This window comes from Kitasatospora aureofaciens (genome assembly GCF_019192735.1).
Taxonomy (GTDB): domain Bacteria; phylum Actinomycetota; class Actinomycetes; order Streptomycetales; family Streptomycetaceae; genus Kitasatospora; species Kitasatospora aureofaciens_A.
Genome location: NZ_JAHTKP010000007.1, coordinates 171,839 through 188,138 on the forward strand (window position 1 = coordinate 171,839; position 16,300 = coordinate 188,138).

At 73.3% G+C, this 16,300-nt stretch carries 14 protein-coding genes; 7 read left to right on the forward strand and 7 right to left on the reverse strand.

Annotated elements, in window-relative coordinates:
- Nucleotides 1-7 precede the first annotated feature (7 nt).
- The 3 genes from KV557_RS10675 (at nucleotide 8) to KV557_RS10685 (ending at nucleotide 3,330) form a co-directional block, all read left to right on the forward strand.
- Nucleotides 8-1,228 (forward strand): MFS transporter, encoded by a 1,221-nt coding sequence (locus KV557_RS10675; protein ID WP_218199572.1) that lies wholly within the window; start codon nucleotides 8-10, stop codon nucleotides 1,226-1,228.
- Between the two features lie 85 nt (nucleotides 1,229-1,313).
- On the forward strand, nucleotides 1,314-1,805 hold the full coding sequence (locus KV557_RS10680; RefSeq protein WP_218199573.1) for a hypothetical protein: 492 nt from the start codon (nucleotides 1,314-1,316) through the stop codon (nucleotides 1,803-1,805).
- A gap of 436 nt (nucleotides 1,806-2,241) precedes the next feature.
- Nucleotides 2,242-3,330, forward strand: a complete 1,089-nt coding sequence (locus KV557_RS10685) for a hypothetical protein (protein WP_218199574.1) — start codon at nucleotides 2,242-2,244, stop codon at nucleotides 3,328-3,330.
- Between the two features lie 101 nt (nucleotides 3,331-3,431).
- Here the strand turns inward: KV557_RS10685 and KV557_RS10690 are convergent, their stop codons facing one another.
- Nucleotides 3,432-4,091, reverse strand: a complete 660-nt coding sequence (locus KV557_RS10690; RefSeq protein WP_218199575.1) for a response regulator — start codon at nucleotides 4,089-4,091, stop codon at nucleotides 3,432-3,434.
- On the reverse strand, nucleotides 4,088-5,260 hold the full coding sequence (locus tag KV557_RS10695; RefSeq protein ID WP_218199576.1) for a sensor histidine kinase: 1,173 nt from the start codon (nucleotides 5,258-5,260) through the stop codon (nucleotides 4,088-4,090). Before KV557_RS10695 ends, KV557_RS10690 begins: the two co-directional genes overlap by 4 nt.
- Before the next feature lie 134 nt (nucleotides 5,261-5,394).
- Here KV557_RS10695 and KV557_RS10700 point away from each other — a divergent pair, with 134 nt between their 5' ends.
- Together KV557_RS10700 and KV557_RS10705 are read left to right on the forward strand one after the other, a co-directional pair.
- Nucleotides 5,395-6,312 carry an ABC transporter ATP-binding protein gene (locus KV557_RS10700; RefSeq protein WP_218199577.1) on the forward strand — a complete coding sequence of 306 codons (918 nt, stop codon included), beginning with the start codon at nucleotides 5,395-5,397 and terminating at the stop codon, nucleotides 6,310-6,312.
- Nucleotides 6,309-7,175, forward strand: a complete 867-nt coding sequence (locus KV557_RS10705) for an ABC transporter permease subunit (protein ID WP_218199578.1) — start codon at nucleotides 6,309-6,311, stop codon at nucleotides 7,173-7,175. The genes KV557_RS10700 and KV557_RS10705 overlap by 4 nt, the downstream gene beginning before the upstream one ends.
- 39 nt (nucleotides 7,176-7,214) lie before the next feature.
- On the opposite strand, the gene KV557_RS10710 is transcribed toward KV557_RS10705, so the two are convergent.
- The 3 genes from KV557_RS10710 to KV557_RS10720 form a co-directional block, all read right to left on the reverse strand.
- Nucleotides 7,215-7,784, reverse strand: coding sequence for a DUF4291 domain-containing protein (locus KV557_RS10710; protein ID WP_218199579.1), 570 nt, complete (start codon nucleotides 7,782-7,784; stop codon nucleotides 7,215-7,217).
- Nucleotides 7,781-8,251 carry an NADAR family protein gene (locus KV557_RS10715; protein WP_218199580.1) on the reverse strand — a complete coding sequence of 157 codons (471 nt, stop codon included), beginning with the start codon at nucleotides 8,249-8,251 and terminating at the stop codon, nucleotides 7,781-7,783. Before KV557_RS10715 ends, KV557_RS10710 begins: the two co-directional genes overlap by 4 nt.
- Nucleotides 8,252-8,380: 129 nt before the next feature.
- The gene (locus tag KV557_RS10720; protein ID WP_218199581.1) at nucleotides 8,381-9,112 is read right to left on the reverse strand and encodes a tyrosine-protein phosphatase; all 732 of its coding nucleotides are present in this window, start codon (nucleotides 9,110-9,112) and stop codon (nucleotides 8,381-8,383) included.
- A 163-nt stretch (nucleotides 9,113-9,275) separates the two neighbouring features.
- Between KV557_RS10720 and KV557_RS10725 the strand changes: the two genes are divergently transcribed.
- Both KV557_RS10725 and KV557_RS10730 read left to right on the forward strand, forming a co-directional pair.
- Nucleotides 9,276-10,109, forward strand: a complete 834-nt coding sequence (locus KV557_RS10725; RefSeq protein WP_218199582.1) for a GntR family transcriptional regulator — start codon at nucleotides 9,276-9,278, stop codon at nucleotides 10,107-10,109.
- A 290-nt stretch (nucleotides 10,110-10,399) separates the two neighbouring features.
- Nucleotides 10,400-11,254, forward strand: coding sequence for a class I SAM-dependent methyltransferase (locus KV557_RS10730; protein ID WP_218199583.1), 855 nt, complete (start codon nucleotides 10,400-10,402; stop codon nucleotides 11,252-11,254).
- Between the two features lie 146 nt (nucleotides 11,255-11,400).
- On the opposite strand, the gene KV557_RS10735 is transcribed toward KV557_RS10730, so the two are convergent.
- Together KV557_RS10735 and KV557_RS10740 are read right to left on the reverse strand one after the other, a co-directional pair.
- Nucleotides 11,401-13,896 (reverse strand): protein kinase domain-containing protein, encoded by a 2,496-nt coding sequence (locus KV557_RS10735; RefSeq protein ID WP_218199584.1) that lies wholly within the window; start codon nucleotides 13,894-13,896, stop codon nucleotides 11,401-11,403.
- A 2-nt stretch (nucleotides 13,897-13,898) separates the two neighbouring features.
- On the reverse strand, nucleotides 13,899-16,118 hold the full coding sequence (locus tag KV557_RS10740) for a protein kinase domain-containing protein (protein WP_218199585.1): 2,220 nt from the start codon (nucleotides 16,116-16,118) through the stop codon (nucleotides 13,899-13,901).
- Between the last annotated feature and the right edge of the window lie 182 nt (nucleotides 16,119-16,300).

Here is a 16,300-nt window from a genome sequence, read left to right on the forward strand (position 1 = left end):
TGCCTGTATGCGTGAGGAACAGGGTGGCCGGCAGCGGTGGGTGGTGTTGGCCGTTGGGATGGCGGCGATGACGGCCGGGTGTGCGTTTCAGTTCGGGTTGCCGTATCTCATACCGGCGTTGCGCGACGGCGGGTTGTCGCTCGGGCAGGCCGGGCTGCTCGCGGCCTGCCCGACCGTTGGGCTGGTGCTGACGCTCACCGCGTGGGGGGCGGCGGCCGATCGGTGGGGTGAGCGGTGGGTGCTGGCGTCGGGGCTCGGGGTGGGCGGGTTGGTGCTGCTCGGGGCGACGGCGGTGCACGGGACGGTCGGGTTGGGGGTGTGCTTCCTGCTGGCGGGGGCCGCCGGGGCGTCGGCGCATGCGTCGAGCGGGCGGCTGATTCTCGGGTGGTTCCCGGCGCGGGAGCGCGGGCTCGCGATGGGCTTGCGGCAGACCTCACTGCCGCTGGGGGTCGCGCTGGCGGCGTTGCTGCTGCCCCCGTTGGCGGTGCACGGGCGGGCGGTGGCGCTGGCGGTGCTGGGGGCGCTGAGTGTGGGGGCGGCGCTGCTGGTGGTGCTATTCGTCCGCGATCCGGCGCGGCCGGAGGCCGGTACGGGTGCGGGGGCGGGGAATCCGTACCGGACGTTGGTGCTGTGGCGGCTGCACGGGGCAGCGACGCTGCTGGTGGTGCCGCAGTTCACGGTGTCGGTGTTCGCCTTCGTCTTCCTGGTGGACGAGCGCGGCTGGTCCCCGTCGACTGCGGGCCCGGTGCTGGCGTGCGTGCAGGTGGCGGGTGCGGGCGCTCGGTTGGCGGCGGGCCGCTGGTCGGACGTGGCGGGCAGCCGGACGGGCCCGATGCGGCGGCTGGCGTTGACGGCTTCGGCGGTGCTGGCCGTGCTCGCGGTGGGGGCGTTCGCGCATTCGGTGGCGGCCACGGCGGCGCTGATGGCGGCGGGGGTGGTGACGGTCTCGACGAACGGCCTGTCGTTCACGGCAGTGGCCGAGTACGCGGGCGGCGCGTGGGCGGGCCGCGCGTTGGGGGTGCATACGACCGTGCAGAACGCGGTGGCGGCCGGGGTGGCCCCGACGGCGGGTGCACTGATCGGGGCGGCGGGGTACGGGTGGGCGTATGCGGTGGTGGTGGCGTTTCCGCTGGTTGCGGCCTTGGTGACACCGGTGCGAGTGGAGGCGGCGAGCAGGCCTACTCCCCCGCGCGGGGGACGGATCGCCCCGGAGTCGGGACTCAGGTAGGACGGCCCGGCCGCCTCGCGTGGATCACTGTGGAACCACCGGACGGCAACCGTTGGCTCGCGAGGAGACCGGGGAGGAAACGGACATGACGCACGCGCCGACGCTGGTGGCAGCGCAGAGGGTCGTGGCGGTGGGAGGTGCTCTCACCGTGCCGTACATCGCAGTCAAGACCTACTGGGCATCGGGCGGCAGGGCGGGGCTCTCGGACGGGTACGACCTGGCGGGCGAGTTCACGAAGAACGGTGCGCCCGATGCGCTGGTATGGCTCGAACGGCACGGCGTCGACTTCACTGCCGTGCTCGCACTGACGGGGCTGATCGCGGCATCAACGCTCGTCCGGCCGTGGGCGCGGAGGCTCCCCCGGAGACTGCTGCTCGTCCCGGCCTGCGCGGCAACGCTGCTGGTCTCCTACGGACTCCTGACCGCGGTCACCGCCATCAGCGAGGACGGCGGCCATGCGGAAACACCGATCACCGGGTGGATCGTGCCGGCCGGAGTCTGCGCCTTCCTGGGAATCGGGACAGCCCTGGGTGCCGGCGCCTGGTCGCGCCTGTACCGACGCACTGGCGCGGATTAGTCGCACACGAGCTTGACCTCAAGGGTGCTTGAGATTGTCGGATGGTCATGTCCGACGATGTGTGAGCGCATGACCGTGCCGGAGATCTCCACTCGGGGTTGGTACAAGAGCAGCCCGGCCGGGGCTGCGGTGTCCCGTCGGAGGGTTGAGGGTCCGAATACTGTTCAGGAACTCCCCTCTAACTGTTGATAGACGGCTGCACTACGCGCATCGACGTCCCCCGACCTGCGCGTTTTTGAACTTCGCTACGGTTTGCCTGGGTTCCCTTTACGCCCGCCCTCGTTGACCCGCTTTCAGCGGCTCTGCTTTGCTTCGGGCCGTCGACGTCACACCAGGTCACCCCAAACCCCTTGCCGTCGACGCCCCTTCGTCCCACGCACTGCCGCCGCTCCCCACACACGTGCGTCGGCAGGAGAGAGGAACCCTCACGATGGGCATGTCCCCCACCCCCCGCAAGGTCCTGACCGGCCTGTCCTCGCTGGTGCTCGCCGCCGCCGGGTTCGCGGCCGCCGCTCCCGCCCAGGCGGACCAGCCGGTCAGCGAGTTCGCCGGCCCCAGCCACCCGTACCGGCACGGCGCCGTCCCCACCAAGGAAGCGAGCACGGCCACCGCCGGGAAGCGCACCTCGAACCTGAAGTTCGGCGGCAGCGTCGACGGCATCGGCGTCACCACGGGCGCCCCGAAGGTGTACGTGATCTTCTGGGGCTCCCAGTGGGGCACGCAGGGCACCGACGCCAACGGCTACACCACCCTCTCCGGCGACCCGAGCGGCGAGGCCGTCCGGGCGCAGCAGCTGTACAAGGGGCTCGGCACCAACGGCGAGACCTGGTCCGGCATCCTGACGCAGTACTGCGAGGGCGTCGCCACCGGCTCGACCTCCTGCCCCTCCACCGCGAGCCACGTCGGCTACCCGACCGGCGGCGCGCTGGCCGGTGTCTGGGTCGACGAGTCCGCCGCCGCCCCGAGCCAGGCCACCGGCAACCAGCTGGCCAACGAGGCCATCAAGGGCGCCGGTCACTTCGGCAACACCACGGCCGCCTCCAACCGCAACGCGCAGTACATCGTGCTCTCCCCGACCGGCACCCACCCGGACGGCTTCAACACCACCTCCGGCTCGTTCTGCGCCTGGCACGACTGGAACGGCGACACCACGCTGTCCGGTGGCGCCGCCGCGTCCCCGTACGGTGACGTCGCGTTCAGCAACAACCCGTACGTCACCGACATGGGCTCGTCCTGCGGTCAGAACTACGTCAACAGCGGCAGCGCCGGCCTGCTGGACGGCGTCACCATCGTGTACGGCCACGAGTACGCGGAGACGCTCACCGACCAGAACCCGGCGGGCGGCTGGACCGACTCCTCGGGTGCCGAGAACGGCGACAAGTGCGCCTGGAAGGGCACCGGCGGCGTCGGCGGCGCGCAGAACGTGACCTTCGCGACCGGTTCGTTCGCCATGCAGGGCACCTGGGCGAACGACTACAACGGCGGCGCGGGCGGCTGCGAGATCTCGCACCCGATCGTTCCCTGATGATCTGACGGTCCGATGACCGTCCGACTGTGAGCGCCGGGGTGGGCTGTGCGGGCCCACCCCGGCGCTCACGCGTGTCTCGGCGGCCACCGCCCCGGGGGTCAGCTGGGCGCCACGAGGCCGAACTCGTAGGCCTGGATGACCAGATGGACCCGGTCCCGGGCATCCAGCTTGGTGAACAGCCGGGCGACGTGTGCCTTGGCGGTGGCCACGCTGATGGTGAGCGCCTCGGCGATCTCGGCGTTGGACAGCCCCCGGCCGACCAGCGTCAGCACCTCGCGCTCGCGTTCGGTGACGCTCTCGACGACCGGGCGGCGCGCCGGGGCGGCCTGCTGCGGGCGGGCGGCGAACTCGCCGATCAGGCGGCGGGTGATGCCCGGGGCGATCAGGGCGTCCCCGGCGGCCACGACCCGGATGCCGTCCAGGATGGTCTCCAGCGCGAGGTCCTTGACCAGGAAGCCGCTCGCCCCGGCGCGCAGCGCGCCGTACACGTAGTCGTCGTCGTCGAAGGTGGTGAGGACGAGGACGTGGGTGGCGACGCCGGGGTCGGCGGTGAGCCGGCGGGTGGCCTCGATGCCGTCCATGCCGGGCATCCGGATGTCCATGACGGCGACGTCCGGGCGCAGCCGGGTGATCAGCTCGACGGCCTCGGCGCCGCTGCCGGCCTCGCCGACCACCTCCAGGTCCGGGGTGTCGGCGATGAGCACCCGCAGTCCGGTGCGGATGAGCGGCTGGTCGTCGACCAGGACGACACGGATCACGGTCCCACCTCCACGGGGAGCGGCAGTCGGGCGGCGACGCGGAAGCCGCCTTCGGGGCGCGGGCCGGCGCTGAACTCGCCGTGGAGCAGGCTGACCCGCTCGCGCATGCCGGTGATTCCATAGCCGGGGACGCCGGGTGCGGCACCCGTCCCCAGGTCGACGACGGCGACGGCGACCTCGTCCGGGCGGTAGTCGACGGTGACGTGGCAGTCCCGGGTGCCGGAGTGCTTGACCACGTTGGTGACGGCCTCCTGGACGATCCGGAAAGCGGCGAGGTCGACGTCGGACGGCAGCGCGCGGGGTTCGCCGTTGCGGGTGAGCGCGACGCGGACGCCGGCGCCGGCGGTCTTCTCGACCAGCCGGTCCAGTTCGGCCAGCCCGGGGGCGACTTCGAGCGGCGCGGATTCCTGCTCGCCCTGCCGCAGCGCGCCGAGCATCCGGCGCAGCCCGGCGAGGGTCTCCCGGCTGGTGGCCTCGATGGCGTTGAGCGCGTTGCGGGTCTCGGCGGGCTGGGTGTCCATGACCCGGCTGCCCATGCCGGCCTGGATCGCGATGATGCCGATGTTGTGGGCGACCATGTCGTGCAACTCGCGGGCGATGCGCAGCCGTTCGGCGGTAACGGCCTGCTCGGTGGCGCGACCGCGCAGGGCCTCGGTGTGGGCCCGGCTCTGGTGGATCGTGTTGCCGACCAGCCAGGCGATCACGACGGTCGCGGCGAAGCCACCGAAGGCCATCGGGTTGACGGGGTACCCGTGGACGGCACCCCAGATCAGCATCGTGGCGACCATGGCGACCGGCATCCCGGCGGCGCACAGCGAGACGAGGCGGGAGCGGGTCGCCGCGCAGTAGCCGACGATCGCGTCGGCGATCAGGAACTGCAGCACCGCCGTCTCCGGGACCTCCCGCATCCCGAGGGTGTAGACGCAGCCCGCGAGCGCCACCGCGACGGCGGCCGGCGGCAGGCGGACCAGCAGCAGCGCGACCAGGGTGGTGACCACCGCGGTGACCACGAGCGGCATGTCCTCGATATTGCCGTTGTACTCGAAGAGATGGTGCAGCTCGTTGTCGCGGGTGAACACCCGGAACACGATGACGCTCAGCCAGAACGCCGCCACCCACACGCCCGGGGGCAGGCGCCTGAGCAGGGGCGGACGGGATTCGGTGATCATCGCCCGATCGTATCGGCCGCTCTTCCGACGACGCATTGGCCTGCGGGACTAATCCCCCGGGCCACTCCCCCGGCCCCCGGTTGTGGCCCGCGGCCCGATGCCCGCGTACGGCCCCGACCGGCACCGTTGTCCCCGTGATCGAGATCGAGCAACTGAGCAAGCGCTACGGCGCCACCGTGGCCGTCGACAACCTGACCTTCACCGTCCACCCGGGCACCGTCACCGGCTTCCTCGGCCCCAACGGCGCCGGCAAGTCCACCACCCTGCGGATGATCCTGGGCCTGAACACACCCACCGAGGGGTCCGTCATCGTCGACGGCATGCCCTTCGCCGGCCGGCCGCGCGGCCTGCGGCACGTCGGCGCCCTGCTGGACGCGCAGGACGTGCACGGCGGGCGCAGCGCCCGGGCGCACCTCCAGGCGCTGGCCCGCAGCAACCGGATCCCGCTCGGGCGGGTCGACGAGGTGCTCGCCGAGGTCGGGCTCGGCAAGGCCGCCGGGCGCCGCATCGGCGGGTACTCGCTGGGCATGAAGCAGCGGCTCGGCATCGCCGGCGCGCTGCTCGGCGACCCGCCGGTGCTGCTCTTCGACGAGCCGCTGAACGGGCTCGACCCGGAGGGCGTGCTGTGGGTGCGCGGGCTGTTCCGGCGGCTCGCGCAGGAGGGGCGGACGGTGTTCGTCTCCAGCCACATGATGGCGGAGATGGAGCACACCGCCGACCGGCTGGTGGTGATCGGGCAAGGGCGGCTGATCGCCGACGAGAGCCTCGCGGACTTCTCCGCCCGCAACGCCGTCACCGGCGTGAGCGTGCGCACGCCCGAACTGGACGCGCTGACCCCCGTGTTGAACGCCGAGGGCGGGCAGGTCCGGCGGGAGGGCGCGGACCCGGACGCCGGCCTGGTGACCGGGCTGCCCGCCGATCGGATCGGCGAACTCGCCCTGCGGCACGGCCTGGTGCTGCACGAACTCGCCACCCGTACGTCCTCCCTGGAGTCGGCGTTCATGGCGCTGACCGCCGACAGTGTCGAATACCTCGCCGGAGCAGCCCGATGACCACCACGACCCTCTCCCCCGCCCGGCCGGCCACCCGCCCGGCCGCCGAGCCGGCACCCCGGTTCACCGACCTGCTCGCCGCCGAGTGGATCAAGCTGCGCTCGCTGCGGTCCACGTACCTGGTCCTGGCCCTGGCCGTGCTGGCCGCGATCGCGATCAACCTGAACGCCGTCCACACCGACCTCACCTACATCGACCAGCCGCACCCGCAGCTGCCCGGATTCCCCCCGTACAAGTACGACCCGCTGTACCACGGCCTCAACAGCATCTCGGGTGCCCTCATGGCGCTGGCCGCCGGCAGCTTCGGCGCGATCACCGTGTTCGGCGAATACACCACCGGGATGATCCGCACCACCTTCGCCGCCGTGCCCGACCGGCGCGGCGTGATCGTGGCCAAGGTGACGCTGGTCACCGGGATCACGCTGGCCGCCGGGACGATCGTGTCGGTGACGTCCTTCTTCGGCTCCAACGCCATGCTGGCCTCCCGGCACGTCGGGCTCTCCATCACCGACGACGGCTGCCTGCGGGCGGTCGTCGCCTACGCGGTGCTGGTGCCGGTCTGCGCGCTGATCGGGATGGCGCTCGGCGCCCTGGTGCGGCACGCCACGGCCTCGATCGTGTCGCTGGTGATGCTGCTGTTCATCGTGCCGATGCTGTTCGGCGGCGACCGCTACCGGTGGCTGAAGGAGATCGGCAACCACCTTCCGCTCGCCGCCGAGGGCCGGCTGGCAGTCAACCCCAACTCCTACACCACGATGGGCAAGTACGCGCCCACCCTGCTGGACTGCTGGATCACGCTGGGGGTGTGGGCAGTCGTCGCGACTGTGGCGGCGGTCGTCGTGGTGCGGCGGCGGGACGTCTGAGCGGTCGTCCCCACGGCGGTCGGACCCGCGGCGCCTGGCTCAGCCTCCGCTGATGCCCAGGCGCCGCGCCGTCGCGGCGGGCAGCGGGTACGGCCGTTCGGGCGGCAGCAGGCGCTGGGCCTGCGCCGCCCGGCCGCCCCGGACCAGGGCGGCGATCCGGTGCACCTGCGGGGTCAGGTCGGTGAGCTCGGTGGCCCACTCCTCGGCGAAGGTCCGGATCAGCGAACGGCCGATACCCACCTGGATGCTGTAGTGGTTGAGCGCTCCCCCGCGCAGCGCACGCTCCGGATCCCACTGGACGTGCACCTCGGCCCCCGCCACCTCGGCCGGGTCCGCGGTGGTGAGAACGGCCCGGGCGAGCGCCTCCTCCCAGCCCTCCCGGGTGATCCGGACGGCCAGGACCCGGGTCTGGCCGGGCTTCTGCGCCCAGTTGCTGCGGTGCATCAGCCAGCGGAACGACGGCTTGATCCAGGTCATCCGGTGGAACGAGAACGGCGGCACGAACCGGCCCGCCGCCAGTGCCGGTTCGGCGACGGCCGGGGCGTACGCCTGGTAGAGGACGATCGTCCGCTCGTCGTGGTCGGCGCGGATCTCGCGCAGCGCGGTCACGTCATCGCCCTTCCGTGCCTTCCGTGTTCCTCTGCGGCCAGGCGGTGGCGGGTGCGCATGAGGATCCTGCCGAGCATGTTCTTGCCCGTCCCGGTGCGGCCCCGCCCCCAGTAGTGGTCTCCGCCGGTGTTCTCGACCAGCTCCTCGGTGCCGGTGGACAGCAGCACCGCCCGAATGTCCTCGTGCGTACGGAACTTGGCCTCCACCACGCGCCGCATCACCTCGTCCTTCACGTGCTCCCAGTCGCGCCGCAGCGGCTTCGTACGCTCCCGGCCCAGCTGGGAGGCGCGCAGCGGGGTGGGTGCCCGGAGGATCGCCTCGGCGTGCCGGGTGCCGGCGAACTTCTGGGCCTGGAAGTAGTGTTCGGCCGTCGGCCAGGACCGGCCGTCCAGCTCCACGCCGTGGGCGGAGAAGTTGGAGAAGCAGCCGTACGGGACTTCGTCGGCGCCGTAGAAGTAGATGGTCACGTGCGTGGTCGTCCCAGCCTCGTGTGAAGTGGCGGCGGAGGAAGCGACGTTGCCAGGGGGCGGTGGGTTGTCGCAACGGGTTTAGGGACGGCCCGCCCCCGCGTCCGGCGGCGGACGCGGGGGGAGGGGTCAGCCGGCTATGAGGGCGGCCTTCGCGCGGAACGCGATCAGCGTTTCCTGTGCGACGCCGCACGTGGGGAGGAAGGAGGCGGCGCCGCCGTGGCGGGTGCGGACGATGTCGAGGAAGACGGTCATCGCCTCCGCCGGGGCCTCCAGGAGGGGGGCGGGGATGTGCAGGTCGCGGCGGTCGTTGAGGGCGGTGCGGTGGCGCTCGGCGAGGCCGGCGAAGATCTGCGGCAGGGCCTCGGCGGTCCGGATGTAGTCGGCGACGATGCGCTCGGCGGGCACGTCGAGCAGGTCGAGCAGCAGCGCGGTGAGCAGGCCGGTGCGGTCCTTGCCGGCGGCGCAGTGCAGCAGGACGGCGCCGGGCCGGGCCGCGGCCTCGACGGCGGCGGCCACGGCGGTGGGGGCGGACTCGGCCATCAGCACGTAGAAGTGACCCAGGTCGGCAGCCGTGGCCATGGTGCGCATCCGCTCGGCGAGGCCGTCGGTGACGGGGTTGACCGGGGCCGCGACGACCGCGATGCCGGCGGTCTCGGCGGCGGCCCAGTCGGCGGGGTCGGTCTCGGAGGTGTCGCGCAGGTCAACGATGGTGCGGATGTCGCAGGCGCGCAGCTGGGCGACGATGGCGGCGTCGGCGGCCGGGAACGGCTGGGCGGACCGGTAGAGCACGCCGGGGCGGACCCGTCGGCCGTCGGGGTCGCCGAGGACGGCGGGGTCGCGGAAGTTGACCAGGGACATGCGAGGCCTTTCGGGACGACATCTAGACGTCTAGATGTGTAACCGCTTCCGGGGGTGGCGGGCAAGCCGCAGCTGCGTGCGCTACCCTCCATCCCACCTCTGGGGAGGGGAATCGTCGACCGGGGAGGACGGCGATATGCCCGGGCTCCGTAGGATCGGGCGTGTGGCGACGAATCCTCCCAACACCCCCCTCTACCGCCGCCTGGCCCGGCAGCTGCAGGAGCGGATCGACGCCGGCGCCTACCCGGCGGGCGCGCGGCTGCCGAGCGAGCCGGAGCTGAGCGCGGAGTTCGGCGTGAACCGGCTCACCGTCCGGCAGGCCGTGGCGGAGCTGGAGCGGGCCGCCGTCGTGGAGATCCGGCGCGGGGTGGGGACGTTCGTCCGGCCGCCGGCGGTGCGGGTGTCGATCACGGTGGATCCGCGCAGCCAGCGGTTCGATCTGGGCAGCGTGCACGCCGCGCTGCCCGGCGCGGACGACCGCGGGGACGACGATCGCGGGGACGACCGCGGGGGCGACGATCGCGGGGACGGCGAGTTCGTGGTGGGCGCCCCGCCGGTGGCCGGGTCGGCGGAGGACGAGGAGGCGGCCCGGCAGCTGGGCCGGCCGGTGGCGGAGCTGTCCCGGGTGGACACCGTGATCCGGCTGGGCGGGCGGGCGCGGGCGGCGTGCAGCTACTGGGTGCCGTTCGGGCCGCTGCCGGCGGAGCTGGTGCGGCCGGGCCGTCCGGGCAACCTGGTGCTGGACCTGGCCCGGGCGGCCGGCGTGGAGCTGGAGTACGACTGGCGGGCGTTCGGCGCAATCGGCGCGGACCTGGCCGACGCGGAGCTGCTGGGCGTCCCGGCGGGCACGCCGCTACTGGTGCGCGAGGGCGTCAGCTGCACCCCGGACGGCGCCCCGGCGCTCTACGTGCGGCGGCGGATCGACGGCAGCAGCGCCCGCTTCGTCCTGCACTTCCGCGAGCCCCGACCGGACGCCCCGCAACCGTTCGTCCCGTAAGGATCCTGCTGAAGTTCCGCGCCGGAACGCCGGATCAGCACCGGCGAAGCACACCTCACGGGGACTCGGGGGGACAGAGTGCCGAAGGGCAGGTCGGGAGGCATGCCCCGGGGGGAGCGTCGGTCACGTCGGTCACGGTGTCGGGGGCTCCGCGCCGACGCGACCGGCCGGACGTCGTTGTAGGGCACGGTTGTAGGGCGCGTCATCATCAGCTGATCAGCTTGCCGTACGACCGAGCCCCGTGCGTGGCGCGCGGGTCCGCGCCTCGTGCGCGGGGCTAGCTTGTCCGCATGGGCGCTCAGGAACTCGATCTCGCCGGGCTGCGCCGGGTCTACGGCCGGCCGGGCAGCCGGCTGTTCTACACCCGGGTGGCGCGGAACGCCCGGCACTGGGGGTGGACCGAGCCGGGGCAGTCGAAGTGGCGGCTGTGGCGGGCGCAGCGGCAACTGGAGGGCGTGCTGGGCCGCAAGCTCGCACTGCCGCCCGGGTCCCGGGTGCTCGACGCGGGCTGCGGCGCCGGGGTGGTGGCACGGGAGTTGGCGGCCCGGTTCGGGCTGATGGTCACCGGGGTCGACGCGCTGGACTTCCACGTCGACGAGGCCCGCCGGCTGAGCGCCCGCACCGGAATGGCCGGGCGGACCACCTTCTCCTGGGGCGACTACCACCAACTCCCTTTTCTCGACCGGACGTTCGACGGCGCCTACTCGATGGAGACCCTGGTCCACTCCTACGACCCGCCGCGCGCCCTGGCCGAGTTCCACCGGGTACTTCGCCCCGGCGGGCGGCTGGTGCTGCTGGGCCCGATGAGCACCGTTCCACTGGACGAAATGGCGCCGCAGGCAAGGGCGTTGCTCGAACCGTACCTGGACGCGATGGTGATGACGGGCGCGAAGATCTACCACGCCCGGAACCTGCCGCGACTGCTGGCGGAGGCCGGCTTCGACGTCGAGGAGGCACTCGACGCGACGCCGTACTACTCGCCCACGACGGAGGCGGTGCACGCCTACTTCCGGCTGCCGTGGGCCGTGCTGCGCCGGTTCGGTGATCCCGCGCGCTGGCTCAACCTCCGCTCCACCGTGGAGATGTACGACGTGCGCGAGTACGTTGCCTGGTACGTCCACACCGCCGTCAAGCCGCAGAGGTGACCCCCGCCATGGACGGACGATCCGCCCCATTGCCGTACCCGAGCGGCTGGTTCCGTGTCGGCCTCGCCCGCGATCTGCCGCCCGGCCGGGTGCGGACGGCCCGGCTGATGGGCGATCGGCCTGTTCCGGCGCTGGGCCCGGCAGTTCTACCCTGACGCGCCGACGGACGGAGCCGACTGGCTCCGCGCCGGTTTCCCGTCCGCCGCGAGTGCGGTCAGCCCCTTGTCCGTCGGCCCGTACACCCGGCCGCCGCCGGCCCAGAACGGCACCGAGGTCGCCGTCTCGGTGCTGGGCTGGAAGTCGAACGTCCACCGGGCGTTGCCGGTGTCCGGGTCGAGCGCCCACACGCGGCCGCGGGTCCAGACGTAGACGTTGCCGTCCACACAGAAGACCGCGATGTTGCCGACCGACCCGTACTGCAGCGAGCCCGACCAGCGGACCTGGCCGCTCTTCGCGTCGAAGGCCTGCACGGCCACCACGTCCTTGTCGGGGGCCTGCCCGGCCGCGTAGACGACGGTGCCGTCCGGGTTGGCCGCCGCCGACTGGAAGCCGAGCTGCCCGGGCGACTTCCAGGCCACCGTGCCGCCCGCCGAGTCAAGGGCGTAGAGGCGGTCGGTGAGGAAGAGGAAGTCGCCGCCGGCCGAGCTGTGCGGGCCGTCGGAGAAGGCGGGGAGGTAGGTGAGGCTGGTGAGGGTGGCCCCGGCGCCGGGGGCGGGCTGCTCCCAGACGGTCTTCCCGCCGTCGTTGACGTCGAGCGCCGCCAGCTTGGACAGGGTGCGGTCGGCGCTGGCGGTGTTCCACAGCAGGCGGGTGCCGGAGGAGGGCACCAGGAGCTGGCCGAAGATCGGCGTGGTGTGCTGGTACGTGGTCTCCCAGCGGATCGCCCGGGTCGCCGGGTCCACCGCCCAGACGAAGGCGGCCTGGTGGTACTCGAAGGGCGACGACGGGTTGCCGCTGGTCGAGGTCACGGTCCTGTCGCCGTGGACGTAGACGATACCGCCGAGCAGGCCCGCCACGGAGGCGCTCTGGAGAGAGTAGTGCGGCCCGGCGATCTTCCAGGCGACGTTCCCCGTGGCGAGGTCGACGGCCTTGAGCGAGAAGTCGAGGTCGGTCTGGCTGTTGAGGCCGCCGATGTAGGCCTTGCCGCCGCCGACCGCCATCGCGCTGGCGCCACCGCCGACCCACGACCGGGCCAGGTAGTTCGACAGCGGGCCCCACACGGGCTTGCCGGTCTTGTCGAAGGCCCGGACGCCCTTCATTCCGGCGACCAGGACGGTGTCACCCTCGCCGACCAACTGGACGGCGGGATCGTCGAGTTGGACGGTCCAGAGCGGGGTGGCGGCGACCTTGGTGTCGATCGGGCGGGTGAGGTCGGTGGGGGCGGGGGTGGGAGCGGCTTGTGGCTGCTGCTGGTTCCCGGAGGACTTTCCGGAGGACGGGAGGCCGAAGTAGAGCGCGGTGCCACCGCCGGCCGCGGCCACCGCTCCGCCGGCCAGACCGAGCAGCAACTTGCGGCGGCTGGGGCGGAGTTCGGGCGCGGACTCGGGAGCGGCAACGAGCGCGGGCTCGGGGCGGCGGAGGTGGACGGTGGGCTGTCCGGTGGCGTCGCGCGGGGCGTCGTACGGCGGTACAGGCGGCGCGTCGTACGGCGGGCCGGCCGGGGGTGGTGCGTCGTACGGCAGGCCGGACGGCGGCGCGGGCGGGGCGTCGTGCGGCGGTGCGGACGGGGCCGGGGGCGGCGGCACGGGCGGGGCCGCCGAGGGGGCCAGGACGGCTGCCGCCTTCTCGATCGCCGTGACCAACATCGGGTGCAGCCAAGGCCCTTGGACCAGCGGGCCCGCTTCCCCCGCAAGCGATTCCATGACCTGCCGCGGCGTCGGCCGGTCCGCCGGGTCCTTCGCGAGGCAGGCCGCGACCAGGAGCCGCAGCCCGCCGGGCACCGCCGACAGGTCGGGCTCCTCGTTCGCCACCTTCTGCAGGACCGCCAGCGAGTGCCCGCCGTCGAACGGCCCGCGCCCGCCGGAGGCCGCGTAGACCAGCGTCGCGCCGAGCGAGAACACGTCGCTCGCCGGACTCACCGTCCGTCCCAGCGCCTGCTCGGGGGACATGTAGGCGGGCGTCCCGAAGATCGCGCCCTCGGCGGTCAGCACGGTGCCGTCCGCCGCCCGCGCGATGCCGAAGTCGATGACGTGCGGGCCGTCCAGCGCCAGCAGCACGTTGCTGGGCTTGAGGTCGCGGTGGGTGAGCCGGGCGGCGTGGATGTTGCCCAGTTCCTCGGCGATCCCGGACGCCAGAATGCGCAGCACGTGCTCGGGGAACGGCCCGACCAGCATCACCGCCTCGTCCAGCCCGATGCCCGGCACGAAGGCGGTGGCCAGCCACGGGATCGGGCCGTCCGGGTCGGCGTCCACGACCGGGGCGGTGAACGCGGAGGACGCGGCGCGGGCCGCCCGCACCTCGTGCCGGAACCGGGCGCGGAAGCTCTGGTCCCCGGCCAGTTCGGCGCGGACCAGCTTGACGGCGACGGTCCGCCCGCCGGTCGACCGGCCCAGGTACACCACGCCCATGCCGCCCGCGCCGAGCCGGCCGAGCAGGGCGTACGGGCCGATCCGGGGCGGGTCGGTAGGGTCCAACTGCCGCATGTTCAGGCTCCGTTCGCGTGCAGGGCGGTGACAGTGTGGGCGCTCGTGTCGGAGACGCAGAGCCGTCCGTCTCCGGCCGTCCAGGCCAGGTTCATCGGGTCCGCGCCCTTCAGTCCGGAGTGCTTCCAGCGGGGCTTGCCGTTCGCCGGGTCGAAGGCCCACAGGACGGCGTCCGGGCCCATCCGGTAGAGGGTGCCGTCGGCGAACAGCAGGCGGGTGCCGACGTACTTGGCGTCGGCCGGGTCGGCCGGCAGCGGGGTGCGCCAGCGGGGCTTGCCGTTGCCGCTGTCCAGGGCAGCGAGCGAGGAGCCGCCGTCGGAGTCGGTCAGCAGGCAGTACGCCGTGCCGCCGTCCGCGGAGACCGCGAACCCGTCGCCGTACGGGGACGGGCCGACGACGTCCTTGACCGACCACCCCGGGTTGCCGGAGGCCGGGTCCAGGGCGGTCACGGTGGTCTTGTCGGGCACGAGGTAGTGGCCGCCGGCCGCGCCCAGGCCGAAGGACTGGGTGGTCCGCTCCCAGGCGATGCCGCCCTTGGCGTCCAGCATCTTCAGGGTGTTCTGGGTGGAGACCGCCACGTGGTCGTCGCCCGGCAGCAGCGCCAGCGCGATCGGGAGCGTCTGGTCGCCGTGGAACCAGGCGGTGCGGCGGCCCACGAGGTCCACCGCCCAGATGTTGTTGCCGGTGTCGGCGATGCCGCGGTCCTCGCCGTCCCCGAGGCCGACCAGGTAGGCCTTGCCCGCCCGGATGCCGGCGAAGAGCAAGACGCCGGTGGCGTGCGGGTGGTCCTGCTGGAACCGCCAGTCGACCGAGCCGTCCGCCGGGTTGATGCTCACCAGCTCAGCCTTCATCAGGCCCGCAGTGGTGGTGGCCGTGCCGGCGGCGTAGAAGCGGCCGCCGTCCACGGCGCCGTAGTTCCGCGGCAGGTTACCGACGGCGAACGAACCGTTCACCGTCCACTTGGTCTTGCCGCTGTCGTCCACACCCCAGATCTGGCCCAGGGCGATGCAGGCCGTCACGCCGCCCGCGGTGAGGAGTTGGAGGCAGGCGGCGGGCATGGTCGTCGTCCAGGCCGGCTTCGCCTCGAGGACGTCGGCGGCGGAGGGGCGGACGGGCGGAGCGGGGGCTGCGCCGGTGCCTTTGGAGGTGCCGTCGGAGCCGTTGGTACGCAGTAGGGCAATGGTGGTGGCGGCGCCGCCTGCCGCGAGGACGCCGCCGCCTATGCCGAGCAGCAGCGCGCGGCGGCTGGGGCGGCGCGGCTCGGGTGGTAGCGGTTGGGGCGGGCTCAGGGGGTGGGGCGACGCGTCGGCGAGCGGCGGGGCCCAGGGCGCGGGAGGTGTGGGTGGTCCGGGCGGTGCCGGCGGTACGGGTGGTGCGGGCGGCGGCTCGGGGAGGGCGGTCAGGACGCCCCGCACCGCGATCACGTCCGTCGCGACGGCCGGCGGGAGCCAGCCGCCGGACGTCTCCGAGCGGCCGATCCGCTCGACCAGCTCGACGAGTTGGCGCGGCGCCGGCCGGTGCGCCGGGTTCTTCGCCAGGCAGGCGGCCACCAGGTGCCGGAGGCCGTCCGGCAGGGCGCTCAGGTCCGGCTCGGTGTTGACGACCCGGAACAGCACGGCCGCCCCGGCGCCCTCGCCGAACAGGTGGCGGCCGAGCGCCGCGTACGCGACCGTCGACCCGAGCGAGAACACGTCGCTCGCCGGGGTGAGCGGCTCCCCCAGTGCCTGCTCCGGCGACATGTACGGCGCCGAACCGATCACCGCACCGGTGGTGGTCAGCCCGGTGCCGTCGGCGGCCCGGGAGATGCCGAAGTCGATGACGTGCGGGCCGTCCAGCGCCAGCAGCACGTTGCCCGGCTTGAGGTCCCGGTGGATCAGCGCGGCCCGGTGCACCTCGTGCAACGCCTCGGCGAGCCCGGCGGCCAGGGTCCGGACCGTCCCCTCCGGCAGCGGCCCGTGCCGGGACACCGTCCGCTGGAGCGGGACGCCGACCACGAAGGAGGTGGCCATCCAGGGGGTGGCGGCCTCGGGGTCCGCGTCGACGACGGGCGCGGTGAACGCCCCCGACACCCGGCGCGCCGCCGCGACCTCCTGCCGGAAGCGGGCGCGGAACGACCCGTCCTCGGCCAGCTCCGGCCGCACCACCTTCACGGCGACGGTCCGCCCACCCGCCGACCGGCCCAGGTACACCGCCCCCATGCCGCCGGCACCCAGCCGGCCCATGAGTGTGTACGGTCCGGCCTGCCGCGGATCCGTGGGTCCGAGTCGCTCCACCGCTTCCCCCTCCCGTGAGCCCTCAAAGGCTAGGGCGAAGCAGGCGGCCGTGACAGTGGATCACCGGGGTTTTGCACAGAACTCGCGCGGTGGATCGCCGTTGGGCGTCACGTATCCCTGGGAAGGCCGAC